We start from the raw sequence: 19,028 nt of genomic DNA on the forward strand, positions 1-19,028 counted from the left end.
GCTGTCGCTTGCGAAAAACCTTGCTTAAACCCCAATACCGCCTAATATAACATCCATATGGATGGTATATGGAATCCTTAGGGATTGAAAATAGCTTCTCACCCGATAGGAGCGCTCATGAGCGTACACGAACTGCGCCGCAAGCCCGGCGACACCAACGAGAAAATCACCATTAACCTGGGCGTCGTCGATCTGGGCCAAATCGACCTGCTGGTGCAAGAGGGCTTTTACTCCAACCGAACCGATCTGATCCGTACCGCCATTCGCAACCAGCTGGCAAGCCACGCCGACGTCGTCAAGGAGACCGTCTCGCGCAAGGCGTTCGTGCTGGGGCTTGAACACTACAGCCGCGCGGATCTCGAAGCGCTAAAGGCCAATGGTGAAACCCTGCAAATCCAGGTGCTGGGACTTGCCACCATTGCCGACGATGTAACGCCGGAACTTGCCGCCGCGACGATCGAATCCGTCGTCGTGCTCGGCGCCCTGCATGCAAGCAAGGCGGTCAAGGCCGCTCTGGCAGGTCGCATCCACTGATGTATTGACGAGGGCTTTGACCATGATCGATGCCACCATGACCCAACGAATGCAAGAAGCGACGCGGCTGACCCGCGCCGGCAGGCTTTCTGAGGCCATGCAGATGTTGCAAGGCCAAGACCCGATGCCCGAGCGCCAGGCGACACCGGCGGCCGCTCAAGAGGGCAATGTGTTCGAAAGTACCTGCGAGACGATCGGAGAGAAGACGTTTACGGCGTTCACATCGGGATCGTCGGGGCGTGGGCACAAGCGCCAGGGCTTTCGCTTTCGCGATCAATGGGCGGGTTTTCAAGCCGGCGCCGGGCCGCAGCCACCGGCCGCGCACGAAACGCCCAGGCCTGGCGCCTTCACCGCGGGTCGCTTTGAAAACCGCGCCGGTACGCGCGACTATAAACTCTATATGCCCAGCGGCTACCACGGCCAGGCGCTGCCCCTGGTCGTCATGCTCCACGGCTGCACCCAAAACCCGGACGACTTCGCCGTCGGCACCCAAATGAACGCGCTGGCCGAGGCGCAAACCTTCTGCGTGCTCTACCCGGCTCAGCCGCAAAGCGCCAATACCTCGAAGTGCTGGAACTGGTTCAAGGCCGGCGACCAGCGCCGCGAAGGCGGCGAGCCTGAAGTGCTGGCGGGGATGACCAGAGAGATCGTCAATACCCACGGGCTCGACGCCGCCCGGGTATACGTGGCCGGACTCTCCGCCGGCGGCGCCATGGCGACCACCCTTGCCATGACCTACCCGGAACTCTTCGCCGCGGTGGGCGTGCACTCGGGGTTGCCTCATGGCGTTGCCAAGAGCCTGCCGGATGCGCTGGCGGCCATGCAGGGCGGAAGACCGGCACCGGGCGGGGCGAGTGAAGGTTTTGCCTCGAACGTGCCGGCGATCATTTTCCACGGGGACCGGGACAGTACCGTGCATCTGAACAACGCCGAGCGTGTGGCGAGCCAATATGTCGCCAGCAAAGCCACACCCGGCGATGCGAAGGCAGGGCAGGTGGCTGGCGGCCACGGCTATACGCGCACGGTCCACCGGGACGCCCAGGGCGAAACGCGCCTGGAGCAGTGGCGCATTCACGGCGCGGGCCACGCCTGGGCGGGGGGCAGCGCTCGGGGAAGCTACACCGACCCCAAAGGGCCGGATGCCTCGAAGGAGATGCTGCGCTTCTTTCTTGAGCATCAGCTGAAAGGTGAGTCGTGAATGGTGAATCGTGAATCGTGAGTCGTGAATGGTGAGTCGTGAATGGTGAGTCGGGGGGCGGCGCATAAAAAAGCAGCGGCGCCTTTGGCGCCGCTGCTCTGTGGGGAGACCGGTACGGGGTTACTGGGCGGGTTTGGCCACCAGCGAGCGGGTCTCTTCGCGGGCCTCGGTGAGCTGCACGCGCAGGCTGTCGCCGAGCTTGTAACGCTCTTCACCCTCGATCTGGATGCGGCCTTCCTTGTCGTCGATCACCACCTTGCTGCGGTCGCTATGCATCAAGGGAGCTGGGACGAAGGCCGTGGCGCCGTTTTCGACCAGGCGAACGCGCATGCCACCGCGGTTGATCGCGATGATTTCCGCGTCGAAGCCGTCCTGGTTCTGGGCGGCGCTGGTCAAAAAGCGCACGTAGAGCCAGTCTTTCACGTCGCGCTCGGCCATACGGTTCAGACGACGGCGCTCGGTGAGCTGCTCGGTGAGCGCCTGGCTTGCCTCGGCCGGGGCCTGCTCGCCTTTCAGCACGCGCTTGATCAAGCGGTGGTTGACCATATCGCCGTACTTACGAATCGGCGAGGTCCAGGTGGCGTAGGCGGCCAGGCCTAAGCCAAAGTGCGGCCCGGGCTGGGCGGACATGCTGGTAAAGCCCTGGAAGCGGCGCAGGCGGGCGTCGAGCCAGGCATCGTCGCGGCTTTCGAGTGCGCGCTTGAGGTCCTTGTAGTGGTCCAGGTCGGTCAGCGCCTCGAGGGCTACTTCGATCTCCTGGCCGGCCAAAAACTCCTGGGCGGCTTCGGCTTTGTCCGGCTCGAACGCGCGGTGCACGTTGAAGATACCGTGACCGATGTTGGCGGCGAGGAAGTCCGCGCAGCAGGCGTTGGCGGCGATCATCGACTCTTCGATCATGCGGTTGGCGATGCGGCGATCTTCGGTGTTGATCGCCAGCACGTTACCGGCTTCGTCGAGTTCGAACACGTAGTCCGGGCGGTCCTTGAAGACCAGCGCGTGCTCGTTACGCCAGGCGGTGCGCGCCTCGGTCAGCGCCTGAAGCGCTTTGAGCTGCTCGGCGATGTTGTCCGCCGGCGCCCAGTCGCCTTCACCGTCGATCCAATCCGACACCCGGTCGTAAACGAGCTTGGCATGGGACTGCACGTCGGCGGCGAAGAAGCGGTAGTCGCCCAGCCGGCCGTCGGCGTGGATGGTCAGCGTACAGGCCAGCGCCGGGCGGCTCTTGCCTTCCCACAACGAGCAGAGATCGTCGGCCAGCTGCTCGGGCAGCATGGTGACGTTCTGGCCCGGCAGGTAAACGGTGAAAGCACGTACGCGCGCTTCCAGGTCCGCCGCGTGCGCTTCGTCGACATAAGCGGTCGGGTCGGCGATCGCCACCGACAAATCCCAACCGCCGTCGTCGCGGGTGGTGATGCGCAGCGCATCGTCCATGTCCTTGGTCTTTTCACCGTCGATGGTGAAGAAGGGCTCGGCGGTAAGATCTTCCCGGGTCAGGCCTTCATCGCGCAGCGGCCAGTCGTTGCCGGCCTCCGGGCTTGCCTGCTCCAGGGCGTGGCGGGCCAGGGTCACGCGCCAGGGCACTGCCGGGTTGTCGGACTTGGCCACCAGTTCGTCAATCTGAGCGAAAAAGCCGCGGTCGTTCTCTTTCATCGGGTGGCGCACCAGCCGCGCGACGACCCAGTCGCCGTCAGCGATGGTCGATTCATCGAGGCTGTTCTTGATGCGCGACTTGATGACGTTACGAATCGACGGGTGATCCGGCACCACGGCCAGGCGGTCTTCGCGCTTTTGAACGCGGGCCACGAAGCGGTCGAGCCCGGCTTCGAGCAGCTTTTCCGGCTCGACGGATTTCTTGTCGCCGTTTTCGTGAATCACCGCCTCGACGCGGTCGCCGTGAATCACCTGCTTCATGGCGGGAGGCGGCACGAAATAGGACTCGCCCCCTTCGGTTTCTAGAAAGCCAAAGCCTTTTTCAGTGCCCTTGATCACGCCTTCGACGCGGGGCGTGGTGTCACGAATCTGTTGCTTGAGCTGGGCAAGCGCGGAGTTATTTTGCAGCATGAGCTCTATCAGTTAACGAGGGTAGCCTGCCACTATACGGATTCCCGCTCACCGCGCCAATTACCCGCCGCGATGAAGTCGCCGCGCGGGCGTAAGGTCAATGACTTACCCGCGCTTTGTATAATCGGTTAAGCTGAAAGACCCTTATAAACCCCCAAGAGCGACCACTTGAGAGGAGCGTGCGATGACCCCCCGGCTGATTGTTTCCGATTTGGATGGAACGCTTTTAGGAAGCGATCACGTTTTGCACGAAAGTACCAAGGAGGTACTGCGCGCCCTGGTCGAGCAGGGCCACCACCTGACCCTGGCCTCCGGCCGCCACTACCTGGACATGCGGGTGTTTCGCGATGAGCTCAATGTGCCCATGCACCTGATCAGCAGTAACGGGGCCTACACCCACGCCCCCGACGATACGCTGCTGAGCGCCCACCACGTGAAGCCGGAAAAGGCCCGCGCCTTGATCGATCTACCGCGCCCGGAGGATGTCCGGTTGAGCCTTTATGTGGACGACGCCTGGTACATCGATGCCGCCTCGCCTGGGCACCTGGCCATGCACGCCGCCACGGGCTTCGTCTATCAGGTCGTTTCGCCGGCCAACATGCCCGCCGAGGGCATCGGCAAGGTACTTTACGGCGGCAAACCCGAGGCGCTTGCAAAGATCGAGGCAACGGTGCGCGACATTAGCGACGGCGAGTTGCACGTTACTTACTCGACCCCGGAGTCGCTCGAGATCATGGCGGGCAACGTCAACAAGGGCGTCGCCTTGAAAGCGCTACTCGAACGGCTGGATATCGAGGCCGAGCAGTGCCTGGCCTTTGGCGATAACTTGAACGACATCGAAATGCTGAGCCTGGCAGGCGAGGCGCACTTCATGGCCAACGCCCACCCGGAAATGGCCGGGCGCTTGGGGCGTGGCCGTCAAATAGGCCACCACGGCGAAGCCGGGGTCGCTGCACTTTTGCGCGAGCGCTTTGGGCTTTGAGCCAACAGCTGTGATCGCTTTACCACCTTAGTCGATAGCCGCTTGTGGTCGGCAGGGCTCTCCACCATTATCTAGCGCGAAAAAGATAATAACGACGATAATAAAAGAGAGGGAGCCCGCTACTATGACCCACGCGTCTGATTGCGTCATGATCGTCGACGACGACCCGGAGATTTGCGAGCTGCTGGCGGATTACCTGGGCCGCCACGGCTACCAGGTGCTGACCGCCGACAACGCCCAGTCGCTCTACGCCATACTTGACAAGCAAACGCCGAGCCTGGTGTTGGTGGATGTGATGATGCCCGGCGACGACGGCTTCGCCGTTTGTCGGGCGCTTCGCCGCCAGGGCGATATGCCGATCATCATGCTCACCGCAAGCAGTGATGAAACCGACCGGATTCTCGGCCTGGAGCTGGGCGCCGACGACTATATGGCCAAGCCCTTCAACCCCCGTGAGCTTTTAGCGCGCATCAAAGCGGTGCTGCGGCGCACTCGCGCCGGCTCCGAGCCACCCAGCGCCGGCCACGCCCGCTGGGTGCGCTTTGGCCCCTGGCAGCTCGATCGCACCACCCGCGAGCTGGTGGACCAGGGCGGGGCGCATACGTCGCTCTCCGGGGCGGACTTTCAATTGCTGCAGGTGTTTCTCGAGCGCCCAGCCACGGTGATCACTCGGGACGACCTTTATACGCTGTCACGCGGGCGCCACGCGCCGCCGCTGGATCGCTCCATCGACGTTCACGTTTGCAGGCTGCGCCAGCGCCTGGGTGAGGACGCCCAGCACTCGCAGCTGATTCGCACCGTGCGCGGCGCGGGCTACGTGCTCACCGCCCAGGTCGAAGCCGTCGTGTGAGCACGCTCAGAGGCGTCTTGAAACGCTGTCTGCCGAGTACGCTGCGCGGGCGCTTCGTGATCATCATGATTGCCGGGGTGCTGGCGGCCCAGGCGGCGAGCTACGCGCTCTGGAGCTCCCAGGTGCGCGCTAGCCAGCTCGAACAGCTCGACGAGCTTTCCAACAACATGGCGCTGAGCATCGCCTCCACCATGAAGTTTTTCCGTTCGCTGCCGGTGGACTACCGCCATATCGTGCTCGACCAGTTACGCAACATGGGCGGAACGCGCTTTTTCGTTAGCGTCAACGAGCGGCGTATTCCGGTGACCGATATCGGCAGCGGCGCCGAAAAAGCGCTGGTGGTGGGGAACGTGCATCGTATTTTGACCCAGGAACTGGCCATCGACGACGTCGTGGTCGAGTTCTCGCGGCCGGAAACCCTGCGCGTTTTCAACAACGAAGTGCTGCTTCACGATTTACCGCCGCGCTGGGGCCAGCACAGCCTGCTGATGGAGCCGCTGTCGCCGCCGATTCTGGTGGTACAGCTCGAGCTTGCCCCGGGCATGTGGCTTTACGTGGCCACGCTACTGGGCGTGCCGGATATCTTTAACGGCTATCGCTGGCTTTCCGAAGAGCGCCTGCTGGTGGGCTTGCTGGTGTTGATGAGCGTGCTGGCGCTCTCCTTTTGGGGCATTACCAGCGTCACCCGGCCACTGGCGCGGCTCTCCAGCGCCGCCCGCCAGCTCGGCGATGACCTGGACCGCCCGCCGCTCAAGGAGAGCGGCCCCAAAGAGGTCGCCGCCACCGCGGTGGCGTTCAACCGTATGCAGCGGCGCATACGCGAGCAGCTCGACGAGCGCGAGCGGCTCTTCTCGGCGATTTCCCACGACCTTAAAACGCCGATCACCCGGATGCGCCTGCGCGCCGAAATGCTCGACGACCCACTTCAACGCGAGCGTTTTTGCGCCTCGCTCGATGAGCTGGGCGAGCTCGTCAAAGGCGCGCTTGCCTCGGTAAAGGGGCTCGATCTGCACGAAGACCCCGCCGCGGTGGATATCACCGCCCTGGCCACAACGCTTGCCGACGAGCTTGGCTTGCAGGGTGGCGAGGTCCGGGTGACAGGCCAGGCCGCGCCGCTTACGGCCAAGCCGTTGGCGCTCAAGCGCTGCCTGGCCAATCTTCTGGAAAACGCGGTGTTCTACGGCAAGCGCGCGACGGTGCACATAAGCGATACGCCCGAGCAAATCACGTTACGTATTCACGACGCCGGCCCCGGTATTGCTCAAGACCAACGGGCGCGGGTTTTTTCACCGTTCGTGCGCCTGGAAGCTTCGCGTAGCCGCAACACCGGCGGCAGTGGCCTTGGGTTGGGCATCGCCCGGCATATCGCCCGCGCCCACGGCGGCGATATCACCTTGGCCAATCATCCACAAGGCGGGCTCGTCGCCACCCTGGTGCTGTTGCGCCACGCACCTATTACAGGTTTGTAAGAAAACCCCAGGACTATGTAGTAAAGGGTAACTCCCGTTGGCAGGTATTGCGGCGTACTCTGCAGTAAGCGCTACGCGTAACCATTCCCACGAACGATTCAGACAAACGATTCAAACGAGTGTTTCACTCAAACGGTTCGCACAAGCGATCTATAAAAAACGATCCGACAATAACAACGCCAGGAGTCATCATGTCGACATTGCGTTTACCCTCCATGCGCCAGTCCGCCCTCAGCCTCGCGCTTGCGCTGGCCGCGACTACTTCTGCCCAGGCAAGCGACGTCGAGGTCCTCCACTGGTGGACCTCCGGCGGCGAAGCGCGCGCGGCCAACGTGCTCAAGGAGCTTCTTGAAGCCGAAGGCTACGGCTGGGAAGACTTCGCCGTGGCCGGCGGCGGCGGCGAAACCGCCATGACGGTGCTCAAATCCCGCGCCATGTCCGGCAACCCGCCGTCGGCGGCGCAAATCAAGGGCCCGGAAATTCAGGAGTGGGGCGAGCTTGGCCTGCTGGGCGATCTGGACAACGTGGCCGAGCAGGAGGGCTGGGACGACCTGCTTCCCGAGGTGGTCGCCGATATCATGCGCTATGACGGCCAATACGTGGCCGTGCCCGCCAACGTTCATCGGGTGAACTGGCTGTGGGCGAACCCGGAGGTGCTGGACGCCGCCGGGGTGGAGATGCCGACGACCCTGGACGAGCTCTTCACCGCCGGTGAGGCGATCCGCGAGGCGGGCTTCGTGCCGCTTGCCCACGGCGGCCAGGACTGGCAGGACGCCACCGTGTTCGAGAGCGTAGTGATTGGAAGCCAGGGCGTGGATTTTTACCGCCAGTCGCTGGTGGAGCTCGACCCCGAGGCGCTGGGTAGCGACGAAATGATCAGCGCACTCGAGACCTTCAAGCGTCTGCGCGAGCTTATGGACGACGGCATGCCCGGGCGCGATTGGAACATCGCCACCAATATGGTGATCGAGGGGGATGCGGGCTTTCAACTGATGGGGGATTGGGCCAAGGGTGAATTCACCGCCGCCGGGCTCACCGCCGGCGAGGACTACCTTTGCGCCGCGGCACCGGGAAGCGCGGACGCTTTCTCGTTCAATATCGACAGCCTCGCCATGTTCCGCGTCAGCGACGATGACGAGCGCGAAGCCCAGCAGGCGCTGGCGCGGCTGGTGCTCGAGCCTACCTTCCAGGAAGCCTTCAACCTGGCCAAGGGCTCGATCCCTGCGCGCCCGGACCTGGACATGAGTGAATTCGATAGCTGCGCCGAGCAGTCCCTGGCCGACTTCCAGCGCACCGCCGAAGAGGGCGGCCTGGTGCCCAGCATGTCCCACGGCATGGCCGTGCGCGCCGATGTCCAGGGGGCGATCTTCGATGTCGTCACCAACTACTTCAACGACGCCGACATGCCCGCCGAGCAAGCCGCCGAGCGCCTGGTGAGTGCCGCGCAGGCCGCTTCTTTCTAAAAGCCTTTTGATCAAGGTGCGCCGCCGTCCGGCGGCGCCACGCTGACAGGCGAACTCCCTATGAGCGACACAACTTTGCCCAAGGCCCATCGGCCGACGGTTTCCGGCTGGCTACAAGGCTGGCTTCCGCGGCTGGTGTTGGCCCCCTCCATTGCCATTACGCTGTTTTTCGTTTACGGCTTCATGCTCTGGACGTTCGTGCTCTCGCTGACCAGCTCGCGGATGCTCCCAAGCTACGACTTCGTTGGCTTTGGCCAGTACGCGCGGCTCATGGCCAACGACCGCTGGTGGGTGGCCTCGACCAACCTGATGATCTTTGGCGTCTTGTTCGTCGCGGTGTGCCTGGTACTCGGGGCCGTGCTGGCGATTTTGCTGGATCAAAAAATCCGCCAGGAGGGGGCGCTTCGCACGATCTATCTTTACCCGATGGCGCTTTCGTTCATCGTCACCGGCGTGGTCTGGAAGTGGCTTCTGAATCCGCAGCTGGGGATCCAGGCCATGGTGCGTAGTTGGGGGTTCGAGTCGTTTCGTTTTGATTGGATCGTCGACCCGGACATGGCCATTTACACCCTGGTACTCGCCGCGGTCTGGCAGGCCTCGGGCTTTGTGATGGCGCTTTTCCTGGCGGGGCTTCGCGGTATCGACGACAGCATCATCAAGGCCGCCCAGCTCGACGGGGCGAGCCTGCCGCGCATCTACTGGCGCGTGGTCATGCCGTGCCTGCGCCCGGTGGTGTTCAGCGCGGTGATGATTCTTTCGCACATCGCCATCAAGAGCTTCGACCTGGTGGTGGCGTTGACCGGCGGCGGGCCCGGCTACGCCACGGACCTGCCCGCGACCTTCATGTACACCCACGCCTTCAATCGCGCCCAGATCGGGCTGGGCTCCGCCAGCGCCATGCTGATGCTCGGCGGCGTGCTGGCGATATTGATTCCGTATCTCTACTCCGAACTAAGGAGCCGCAAGCATGGCTAACGTGATTCGCCGCCAGTCCCCCGCGGCGCGCCTGTGGCGGGGGGCGCTTTACCTGGTGCTGATCATCGCCGCGCTTTTCTACGTGCTGCCTCTGATCGTGATGCTGATGACCTCCTTCAAACCGCTCAGCGAGATCACCGCCGGCTCGCTTTTGTCGCTGCCGCAAAACCCAACCCTGGCGCCCTGGACCAAGGCCTGGGGCGAGGCGTGCACCGGCATGCGCTGCGAAGGGGTGGGGGGCTACTTCTGGAACTCCTTCGCCATCGTGATTCCGGCGGTGTTGATTTCGACCACGGTGGGCGCACTCAACGGCTACGCCTTGACCAAGTGGCGCTTCAAGGGCTCGGAGCTGGTATTCGCGCTGATGCTCTTTGGCTGCTTCATCCCGTTTCAGGTGGTGCTGCTGCCCATGGCGCAAACCCTTGGCTGGCTCGGGCTTTCGAGCTCACGGGCGGGCCTGGTACTGGTCCACGTGGTGTTCGGCATCGCGTTTACCACGCTTTTTTTCCGTAACTTCTATGTGGGCATTCCCGACGAGCTGGTCTCGGCGGCCAAGCTCGACGGCGCCGGGTTCTTTCGCATTTTCTGGCGCATCCTGGTGCCGGTCTCGGCGCCGATCATCGTGGTGTCGATCATTTGGCAGTTCACCCAGATCTGGAACGACTTTTTGTTCGGCGTCGCGTTTTCCGGGCACAACACCCAGCCGGTGACCGTTGCACTCAACAACCTGGTGAATACCTCGACCGGGGTGAGCGAGTACAACGTCAATATGGCCGCGGCGATGATCGCGGCACTTCCGACCCTCATCGTCTACGTGCTGGCGGGCAAGTACTTCGTGCGCGGGTTAACGGCCGGGTCGGTGAAGGGCTAAGTCGTCGGTCGATTACTCACAATAGAGCGTCACAACAGGAACGATATTTATGGCAGCGCTTGAAATTGATCAGGTACGCAAGGAGTTCGGTCGCGAGCGAGTACTCAAGGATGTCAGTCTCTCCATCGAGTCCGGACAGTTTCTGATTCTGGTGGGGCCGTCGGGCTGCGGCAAGTCGACGTTGATGAACGCCATCGCCGGGCTGGAGCCGGTCACCAGCGGCCATATCCGCATCGATGGCGAGGACGTGACCACGCGCACCCCCGCCGAGCGTGATATCGCCATGGTGTTTCAATCCTACGCCCTCTACCCGAGCATGACGGTGCGCCAGAATATAAGCTTTGGCCTCGAGATGCGCAAGGTCCCCAAGGCCGAGCGGGCACAAGCGGTGGAGCGGGTGGCGGATCTTCTGCAGATATCGCACCTTCTGGAGCGCAAGCCTGCTCAGCTCTCAGGTGGGCAGCGCCAGCGGGTGGCGATGGGCCGGGCGCTGGCCCGCGAACCCAAGGTGTATTTGTTCGACGAGCCGCTGTCGAATCTGGACGCCAAGCTGCGCGTGGACATGCGCACCGAGATCAAAAAGCTCCACCAGCGCCTGGGTACCACCATCGTGTACGTGACCCACGACCAGGTCGAGGCGATGACCCTGGCAGATCGTATCGCGGTAATGCGCGACGGGCACATTTTGCAGCTGGGCTCGCCGAACGAAGTCTACAACGACCCGGTGGACATGTTCGTGGCCGGCTTCATGGGGTCGCCGTCGATGAACTTCATCCAGGCAACGCTCGAAGGTGAAGACGGTGGCTATCAGCTGCGTATCGCCACGCCTCAAGAAGAGGACCTGGTGCTCCCCTGGCCCCAGGAGCGCTACGCGGATGAGCTTGCCGAGCGGGTAGGCCAGACGGTGATTCTGGGCCTGCGCCCCGAGCACTTCAGCGAAGAGGACGAGCGGCTGACCGCCCAGGCCGAGGGCACGCTGCTGACGGCGAACGTGGCGGTGGTCGAGCCGACCGGCGCGGATATCCTGCTGCGCCTGCCGCTGGGTGAGCAGGAAGTCACCGCCCGTGTCGGGCCCAAGTGTACGGTGATGGCGGGGCAGCGCCTGGCGCTGCGCGTCGATATGGGCCGGGCGATTTTATTCGATGCGCAAACCGAGCACCGTATCGCTTAGGAAGAGGGCTCTTTATCCGCGCGCTTGAGCTGGCGCCATAGTGCCTGGCGCAGGTCGGCAAGTTTGGGCTGCTCTTCGACGGTGAACGCAAGCGGGCGGCAAAGGCGCTGAGCGCGAAGCCCCAGGCGTGCGCTTAAAAGGCCGGTGGCCAGCCCCTGGCCCGCCCGGGTCGAAAGCCGGGCGGTCAAATCCAGCGACAGCATGTCCATGCTGACGTCAGTGGCGAGCTCGCTGGCGCCGGCGAAGGCCATATTGTGCAAGACGTTTCGAAAAAGGCGCAGGCGGCTGGCGTAGCCAAGCTCCAGCCCGTAAAGCCGGCAGAGCCGGTCGACCATGGCCAGGCTTCGCCAGGCGACCAGCGCCATATCCACCAGGGTCAGCGGGCTGATCGCCACCATCAGCGCCGTCTCCCCGGACATCCGCGTAATCAGCTGCTGCGCCTTGCGATCCCGCGGCGCCAGCAGGTGATAGCACAAAAGCGTCTGGACCTCTTCGCCGCTGTGGTGCGGCTGGCACGCCTTCGTGAACGCCTGCCAGTGGGGGTCGTCGTCGCTGAGCTTGAGCTGCACTCTCAGCTTTTCGGCAAGCGACTCGGCCTTTTCGAAAGAGCAGTGGGGGAGCGTGGCGAGCTCTTCACGCAATTGGTCGTGGCGCTTGAGCCGTTTGAGACGGCCAAGCTCCTTGACCAGCGATACGCCGCCCAGGGTAATCAGGCCCAGTCCAAAGGCCTGCCAGGCGACATTGAGCCACGCCGAGCCTTCGATCGCCTCGGGGATGCCGGTGGCAAACTCCGCCGCGCCCAGCCCCGCAAAGCCGACCAACGCGAACATCAGCCCCCAGCGGCGCTTGCGCGGTGCGCCCAGGGTGGCCTCGGGTAGCGCCCGCGCTTCGCTTTCGGCAAGCGGCGCATCTCCCTGTGCCGGGTCGAAGCGCTGGTGGGCGCGAAGCGTTTCATCGAAGGGCTCATCGAGCGCTTCATCAACGCGTTTATCAGCCGCTGGCGGTATGTCGTCAAGCGCGAAGTGGCGGCGCGGCTCGGTGGGTGTCATTGCAGTTTGTCTCCAATCAGCCAGTCAAGCGCGGCGTCCATCCGAATGTGGTCGAGGGCGTCGCCGTCGCGGCTCGCGGGGCGAAAACTCGGGTAGTCGAACCCCTGGCGCTGCCAGAATTCCGCGGTGGGCAGGCGGCTCGGGACATCGCCCGGGTAGAGCAGCACCTCCTCGCCATCCAGGGTCGTACCGCGCAGCGCCGGGGTACGCTTGCCGTTCTCCTGCACCTCGCGGGCCTGGGTGGCGCGAATCGCGGCCAGCGACAACGCTTTCACCGGCACGTTGGCGTAGCGCAGGTCTTTGATCGGCTCCGCCAACAGGTTCTCCAATAGCGTGACCACGTTGGCGTGCTGGTTCGGGGTGACGTGGTCGGCCTTGGTCGCGGCGATGGCCAGGCGGTCGATTTTGGGGGCGAACATCCGCGTGAGCAGGCTGCGCTTGCCGTAGTTGAAGCTCTGCATCAGCTGGCCCAGGGCGCTGGAGAGATCCTCGAAGCGTTCGGGGCCGGCGTTGAGCGCGCCGAGCACGTCGACCAGTACGATCTGACGATCGAAACGGCGGAAGTGGTCGCGGTAGAAGGGCCGCACCACCTGCTGCTGGTAGTAGCGAAAGCGCGCGGCCAGCGTCGCGTAAAGGCTCTGTGCCGGCAGCGCTTCGAGCATTTCCTGGGGCTGCGCCAAGTCCGGCAGGGGGAAGAACTGCAACACCGGTGCGTCCTCGAGCTCGCCGGGCAGCAAAAATCGCCCGGGCTGAAGATCCGAAAAACCCGCCTGCTTGGCGCGCTTTAGCCCTTCGGCGTAGGCCTGGGACAGGCTCGCCAGCGTGCTCTCGTCGACCTCGGCGGCGGGGTCGAGCTTTTCGACCGCCTCGAGCCATTCGGTAAATAGCGCCCGGCGGTGGGGGCCCTGGTGGTGCGACTGCGCCTGACACCAGCTATAAAAATCGTGCTGCAAAAGCGGCAGATCCAAAAGCCACTCGCCGGGGTAGTCGAAAAGATCCAGCGTCAGCTTGGCGGTTTCCGGCGTGAACCAGCCACTTTGCGCCGGTTTGAAGCGAAGCTCCAGGCGAAGCTCGCTAATGCCGCGGGTCGGCGCGGGCCAGCGAGGCGGTGTCTCCGAAAGCGCCGCCATGCCCGGGTCATAAGGAAAGCGCGGCACGCCCAGATCCGGCTGGTTGAGCCGCATGGCGCCTAAAAGCCGCCCTTCGCGGGCGGCAGGTAGTAAATCGAGGCGGGCATCGAGCCCGGCATGGCGCAATTGGTTGACCAGCGAGGTTAAAAACGCCGTCTTGCCCGCCTGGGAAAGCCCGGTCACGGCAAGCCTTAGCTGCCGGTCGCGACCGCGTTCGAGTAAATTATTGAGCTCCCGACTTAACGGCTGGGGCATGCTGGGCATTCCTTGGGCAAAGGGTTCGGCGGGTAGCGCTACAGCATAGCAAAGCGTTCATTAACCAGCGATTAACCGCGGCTGATCGTCGTGCCGAGCAGGTGCTGGGCGCCGGGGACCAGCCATACCGGGTCGAGCCGGGTATTGGCGGCTTCGACACACACGAAGCGGTAGGCGGCTTTTGCCGGGGTGTCGGCGGGTAGCACATCGCCTGGGTGCCACACCACGGTGGAGTCGCTGGACTGTTTGGCGACGCGCAGGGTGCGCTCGCCGTCACTGAGTGTTACCGCTTCGTTGGTGTGATAGATACGGTCGACCGCGCCTTGAACGGCCAGCACGCCCTGTTGTTCGGCCTCGGCGAAATCCTTGAGCTTGTCCAGATAGCGGGCCCCGGCCAGGCCTTCCAGACGACACTGGTGGGTGTTCGCCACGCCCAGATACGTATGCAGCGCAGCGCTGATTTTCACCGGCGTTTCGCCGATGTTCTCGCTAATGAGCTCCACGTTCAGACGCTGGGCGTTGGCTTGAACGACCACGCGGGCGGTCAGCAGGCCGTGCAGACGCTCGGCCGGGGAGAGGTGGACCTCGATACCTTCGGCGTGCTCGTCCACGGCGTCCAGTCGCCACTGGGCCTGGCGGGCCAGGCCATGGAACGGGCCATCGTGATTAGGGCTTTCATCGGCGTAGCGCTCGTCGGCAAACCAGGGCCAGCAAAGCGGTATGCCGCCGCGAATGGTGGCGGGCAGCGGCGCGGGGGTGGGCGTCACCCAAAGCCAAGGCGTGTCGTTATGGGGCTTGAAATGCAGCACCTGGCCACCCTGCAGGCTGATGACCATTTCCCCCCACGCCATGTTGAAAATGATCACCTCGCGGCCTTGCCAGGTGGTTTGTGCCTGATCGGCCACATTGGAGATAAGGGCGTTGAGCGAGTCGGGGATCATGGGGTTTCCTCAATTGGGTCAGCGTATCGCGTTGGCGGGGGCGCTTATGGGGTGGTTACGGCGCACATAAACCAGGCAGAACCTTAGCGCTGTGTGCTATGTTAGGACAAGCGCGCACGGTAGGTAAAACCTGCGTATAAGTGAAAAAACCAAGGAGGAATTATGGGCTTTTTAGCATGGCTTATTATCGGTGGTCTGGCTGGCTGGATCGCTGGCAACATTATGCGCGGCGGCGGCTTCGGCATTATCGCCAATATCGGTGTCGGTATCGTGGGTGCGGTGATCGGCGGTTTCCTGTTTAGCCTTCTGGGCCTGTCCGCCGGGGGCTTCATTGGCTCGCTGGTGACGGCGACTGTCGGTGCCGTGGTGCTTTTGTGGATCATCAGCAAGGTGCGAAGCGCCTAAACGCTGGCTGCCCAAGCACTAAAGGCAAACGGTTTACCCGCTAAGCCGGCACTACGTTTTTAAACACCGCCCCGGAGTCTTCTTCGGGGCGGTGTTTTTGGTTAATTGCCAAGCGCGCTATCGGCCTTGCCGGGAGTTTCCGTTACACTAGGGCGCTTTTTCTGGCGCGTTGCCGAGTGTCGTTTTCGAGGTGTCTTTTGGCCGAAGCATTAACTTCCTGGTGGTCCCAACAGCTTGTGCTGTGCGATTGGGCGTTCCTGTCACACCCTTTAGCGATGGATAGCGCAAACGCCGAACAGCGCCTGCAGGCATTGGGCATTACCCATCGGGGGGAGCTGGTCGAAAAGTTTTTGCATGGGCTGGGGGCGTTCGATGCGCACCCTCACCAGCTGCTGGGTGCGCTCGAGTGGAGCGCGCTCGCCGGCGCCGCCGGGTGGATCTCCTCTGAACAGGCGGTGAGCTGGGCACACCACGTGATGCGCCGCATCGCCGCGAAGTATCGTGACCTGCGCAGCTGGCTGCGCGACCTGCGCCAGGCCGTGGGCGAAAGTGCTCCCGCCGAGGTTCAAGAGCGCTTTTTGGAAGCGTGCCAAACCCTGACCCAATGGGAGAGCGAGGCCAGCGCCGTGAGCTGGCCCACCTTCGAGCGGGCACTCGCCGAGACACCGCCGCCGACCCCCCTTTGGCCGGATACGCCCAACGCCCGGCCCTGGCGGCTGGGCGCGCTGTTTCATCCGGTCATGTGCTACCCGGCAACGCCGGGGGACTGGCCCGAGGCGCGCCAGTGGCTTGCGCAAATCTGGCAGGTCAACGACCGCGACCAGCTTCTGGGTGTGGCGTTGTGGCTCAGCGCCCAGGGCGACCGCCAGCGTTGGGATATCGAGGCGCGGGAGCTGCCGGGTATGGACGCCGCCCAGCGGCTGGAGTGGCAGCGTGGCGCCCAGGACGAGTTTGCCTACGCACCGGTGCTCGATCGGTTCGTTAGTCAAAACGAGCCGCTCGAGTGGGCCGCCTGGGACTGGCTGCGTATGGTCGAGCTTGCCTGGGCGGGGGCGTGCAGCGGGCTTTTGAGTCAGCAGGAAGCCGATGATATTGCCGCCCACGGCGCTGATCTGATTACCCAGCGCTACGCGGACTGGTCGGCGCTTTTGGCCGCCTACCGCCGTGGGCAGAGCCTGTTCGAAGGCATCGACCGGCGCGCGATGACGCCCAGTGCCCAGCATACGCTGCTGCTGGAAGCGTTTTGTAGCCCCTGGGACATGGAGCCCGGCGCGCTTTTGGACCCGGCGGTGCTGTCGGGTTCGCGGGCGCGTATCAAGGCGTGGCGCTCGACGGACCACCACTGGCTGCTGGCGCTTGCAAGCGTTCGCGAACCCGATGCGATGCTGCGCCAGTTCGACCCCGGCGCCTTTATGGGCGAAAAGCGCCGCGCCGATGCGGCGGTCTATTTGCAGGACGCGCTCGGGCTTCACGCCGACGAAGGGGCGGGGGCGCTGGCCCGTTACTGGCTGCCGGCCCAGGCGCATCACCTCAATCAGCTGGCCGCCGACGCGGTTCACGGTGTGATGCCGCCCAAACGCACGCCCTTTGGCCAGCCCGGCGCCGATGAAGTCCGCCAATTGCAAAGCCTCAAGGGCGTGAGCCGCCACGCCGCCACGGTTCACATGGCCGAGAAGTTCGCCTTTTATCTGCACATGGCGTTTGATAGCCGCTTGTTCGAGCAGCCAGCGCTTTTGAACTACGCCAGCGCCTTGAAGAGCTGCCTGTGCCGCTTTTATACCTCCCCGCGGCGCTTGTTGGAGGCCTGGTTTGCCTGGGAGAGCTGCCTGCCCGAGCCCGAACACGACTCGTTGATCGGCGAAATCGCCTGGCACTTGGAAGACCCGGGCAGCCTCTTCTACTGGCTTGACTGGCAGCCCGGCGCCTGGCAGGAGCCCGGCGAGCGGCCCAGCATCAGCCACTTTACCGCCATGGCGCTGGTCGGTCCGCTCAACAGCGCCGTGTGGAGCGACCCCCAGCCCGAAAGCGAGCGCGAACAGGCCTCGATTCGCGAGTGGGTGGACAGTCACTACCACTTGGCCAGCGCCGCCGACATGCAGGATTTTCTGAACTTCATGCTCGAATCCGGCGACCGTCAGGAGTATCAGATCAACTACGCCCCCTACACGCTCAACCCCGGGCGGCTGGCCAGCGAAATCGCCATTCTGGAGTCCGGCGACTGCGTGGAGGAAGAGCGCCACCATCTGCTTCGCCTTCGCCGGGTGCGTGACAACGAGGATGGCTGCAACGATGTGGACATGGCGGCCTGGGACATCGCCCAGTTGATGGACCTGGCGATTGCCGCGCGCCAGCTTGGCTGGCTGGAGCGGGAGGCGTTCAACCGCGTGCTGGACCGCGCCTACCAACTGGCCGACGCACACTACGCCGGTTGGCAGGAGTACGCGGCGGGCATGTACGCCGGATTTTCCTTTTTCATGGGCGAAACGCCCGAGCGCGAGGAGTTTCTGGCCGGCTTCCGCCAGGCCCTAACCGCCTGGCTGAGCGGCGCACCGATTCTGGCCGGCCCCTGGACGAGCCTGGACTTCCCCGGCACCAAACCGCGCCACTTTGCCCCGCTGCATATCGACACCCTACCCGGGGATCAACGGATACTGCATTGAGGCGTAAAAAGCGCTGCCGCTTTTCACGGGCTCATGCTCATCGTCTTTTTTGGAGAATACCCATATCGATGAGGGTGTCGATTTCCTGGCATATTTCATCGTAAAAGGCGGCCGAGACGGTGCTGAGCGGGCGTCGCTTGGATTTGAGTAACGCTATTTCCCACTCGATACTGGGGGTGATCGGCTTTGAAACAATGTTGGTGCCTGCCAGTAGAAGCTCCGCTATCGGGTCGACCACCGCCAGTCCTACGTTGCGGTCGACCAGCGCACACACGCCTCGCATGGGGCGGATTTCCGCCGCAATATCTCTTTTTATATCGATCGTCTGCATGATGTAGTCGACCCGCGAGCGCAGCGGGCTATCCGGCATCAGCTCCACAAAGGTCTGGTTGCGTAGTCGGGCAATGGGCACTTCGTCCAGCGCCGTTAGCGGATGTTGTCGGTGCATGATGCAGCGCGCCGAGCAGCGCGCCAGGCTGGTAACGCTGGCGCCATAGGTATCCGCCTCCAGGGTGATACCCAGCGCTATATCGCAGGTGTTGTTGTCGATCATCTTGAGCAACTCCTGCATCCCGACGTCGACTAGGCGTACCCCCACCTTGGGATGGCGCTTTTTGAAGCGCTTGATGACATCGAGCAAAAAGGTGTCGCAAAAAATCGGCTGGGCGGCGATTACCACGTTGCCCACCTGATTGTTGGCGATCGCCTCGGCGTCCTTTTGTGTGTCGCGTATGCTCGAGATCAATCGCCGCGCCGAGGCGTGAAAGGCGAACGCTTCTGGCGTGGGTTCTATCTGGTTACGCGTTCGCTTGAAAAGCGTAAAGCCAACTTCCTCCTCGAGCCCCGTCAGTAGCCTGCTCACCATGGATTGGCTGATCGCCAGTGCTTCGGCGGCGGCCTTTGTCGTGCCGTGCTTCATGAAAGCATCGAACGCTTCTATCTCTTTGATTTTCATATCTCGTGCCGTATCTGTCGAGCGCAGCGCTAGTCACTGCACCCGGTGTTTAGCGGTTC

Annotated in this window: 16 protein-coding genes; 11 read left to right on the forward strand and 5 right to left on the reverse strand. The window is 63.4% G+C overall.

What is annotated here, in order from left to right; all coding sequences use genetic code 11:
- Window positions 1–117: 117 nt before the first annotated feature.
- Together ACWHXT_RS05015 and ACWHXT_RS05020 are read left to right on the forward strand one after the other, a co-directional pair.
- Window positions 118–534: a CopG family transcriptional regulator gene (locus ACWHXT_RS05015; protein WP_447528142.1), complete on the forward strand. Its 417-nt coding sequence runs from the start codon at window positions 118–120 to the stop codon at window positions 532–534.
- A gap of 22 nt (window positions 535–556) precedes the next feature.
- On the forward strand, window positions 557–1,732 hold the full coding sequence (locus ACWHXT_RS05020) for an extracellular catalytic domain type 1 short-chain-length polyhydroxyalkanoate depolymerase (RefSeq protein ID WP_447957482.1): 1,176 nt from the start codon (window positions 557–559) through the stop codon (window positions 1,730–1,732).
- Between the two features lie 120 nt (window positions 1,733–1,852).
- Here ACWHXT_RS05020 and ACWHXT_RS05025 read toward each other — a convergent pair whose 3' ends face one another.
- The gene (locus ACWHXT_RS05025) at window positions 1,853–3,793 is read right to left on the reverse strand and encodes an exoribonuclease II (protein WP_447957483.1); all 1,941 of its coding nucleotides are present in this window, start codon (window positions 3,791–3,793) and stop codon (window positions 1,853–1,855) included.
- Between the two features lie 184 nt (window positions 3,794–3,977).
- On the opposite strand from ACWHXT_RS05025, the gene ACWHXT_RS05030 reads away from it, so the two are divergent.
- The 7 genes from ACWHXT_RS05030 to ACWHXT_RS05060 all read left to right on the forward strand — a co-directional run bounded on the left by ACWHXT_RS05030 (window position 3,978) and on the right by ACWHXT_RS05060 (window position 11,574).
- On the forward strand, window positions 3,978–4,775 hold the full coding sequence (locus tag ACWHXT_RS05030) for an HAD family hydrolase (protein ID WP_447957484.1): 798 nt from the start codon (window positions 3,978–3,980) through the stop codon (window positions 4,773–4,775).
- A gap of 124 nt (window positions 4,776–4,899) precedes the next feature.
- Window positions 4,900–5,625, forward strand: a complete 726-nt coding sequence (locus tag ACWHXT_RS05035) for a response regulator (protein ID WP_447957485.1) — start codon at window positions 4,900–4,902, stop codon at window positions 5,623–5,625.
- A 65-nt stretch (window positions 5,626–5,690) separates the two neighbouring features.
- Window positions 5,691–7,094: an ATP-binding protein gene (locus ACWHXT_RS05040; protein WP_447958011.1), complete on the forward strand. Its 1,404-nt coding sequence runs from the start codon at window positions 5,691–5,693 to the stop codon at window positions 7,092–7,094.
- 191 nt (window positions 7,095–7,285) lie between these two features.
- Complete coding sequence (locus tag ACWHXT_RS05045) at window positions 7,286–8,557, forward strand: ABC transporter substrate-binding protein (RefSeq protein ID WP_447957486.1); 1,272 nt, start codon at window positions 7,286–7,288, stop codon at window positions 8,555–8,557.
- Window positions 8,558–8,617: 60 nt separating this feature from the next.
- The gene (locus ACWHXT_RS05050) at window positions 8,618–9,532 is read left to right on the forward strand and encodes a carbohydrate ABC transporter permease (protein WP_447957487.1); all 915 of its coding nucleotides are present in this window, start codon (window positions 8,618–8,620) and stop codon (window positions 9,530–9,532) included.
- Window positions 9,525–10,403, forward strand: a complete 879-nt coding sequence (locus tag ACWHXT_RS05055) for a carbohydrate ABC transporter permease (protein WP_447928431.1) — start codon at window positions 9,525–9,527, stop codon at window positions 10,401–10,403. The genes ACWHXT_RS05050 and ACWHXT_RS05055 overlap by 8 nt, the downstream gene beginning before the upstream one ends.
- Before the next feature lie 49 nt (window positions 10,404–10,452).
- Window positions 10,453–11,574, forward strand: a complete 1,122-nt coding sequence (locus tag ACWHXT_RS05060) for an ABC transporter ATP-binding protein (protein ID WP_447957488.1) — start codon at window positions 10,453–10,455, stop codon at window positions 11,572–11,574.
- Here the strand turns inward: ACWHXT_RS05060 and ACWHXT_RS05065 are convergent.
- From ACWHXT_RS05065 to ACWHXT_RS05075, 3 genes are all read right to left on the reverse strand, one after another.
- Complete coding sequence (locus ACWHXT_RS05065; protein WP_447957489.1) at window positions 11,571–12,623, reverse strand: YcjF family protein; 1,053 nt, start codon at window positions 12,621–12,623, stop codon at window positions 11,571–11,573. The two genes, ACWHXT_RS05060 and ACWHXT_RS05065, sit on opposite strands and share 4 nt — an antisense overlap.
- Window positions 12,620–14,008 carry a YcjX family protein gene (locus ACWHXT_RS05070; protein ID WP_447957490.1) on the reverse strand — a complete coding sequence of 463 codons (1,389 nt, stop codon included), beginning with the start codon at window positions 14,006–14,008 and terminating at the stop codon, window positions 12,620–12,622. Before ACWHXT_RS05070 ends, ACWHXT_RS05065 begins: the two co-directional genes overlap by 4 nt.
- A 71-nt stretch (window positions 14,009–14,079) precedes the next feature.
- A complete protein-coding gene (locus ACWHXT_RS05075) occupies window positions 14,080–14,949 on the reverse strand; it encodes a D-hexose-6-phosphate mutarotase (RefSeq protein WP_447957491.1) in 870 nt (289 codons plus the stop codon).
- Window positions 14,950–15,111: 162 nt separating this feature from the next.
- On the opposite strand from ACWHXT_RS05075, the gene ACWHXT_RS05080 reads away from it, so the two are divergent.
- Together ACWHXT_RS05080 and ACWHXT_RS05085 are read left to right on the forward strand one after the other, a co-directional pair.
- Window positions 15,112–15,354, forward strand: coding sequence for a GlsB/YeaQ/YmgE family stress response membrane protein (locus ACWHXT_RS05080; protein WP_227388245.1), 243 nt, complete (start codon window positions 15,112–15,114; stop codon window positions 15,352–15,354).
- A 197-nt stretch (window positions 15,355–15,551) separates the two neighbouring features.
- On the forward strand, window positions 15,552–18,014 hold the full coding sequence (locus ACWHXT_RS05085) for a DUF1266 domain-containing protein (protein WP_447957492.1): 2,463 nt from the start codon (window positions 15,552–15,554) through the stop codon (window positions 18,012–18,014).
- 37 nt (window positions 18,015–18,051) lie between these two features.
- Here the strand turns inward: ACWHXT_RS05085 and ACWHXT_RS05090 are convergent, their stop codons facing one another.
- On the reverse strand, window positions 18,052–18,969 hold the full coding sequence (locus ACWHXT_RS05090; protein WP_447957493.1) for a LysR family transcriptional regulator: 918 nt from the start codon (window positions 18,967–18,969) through the stop codon (window positions 18,052–18,054).
- Between the last annotated feature and the right edge of the window lie 59 nt (window positions 18,970–19,028).

This window comes from Vreelandella halophytica, assembly GCF_968193635.1.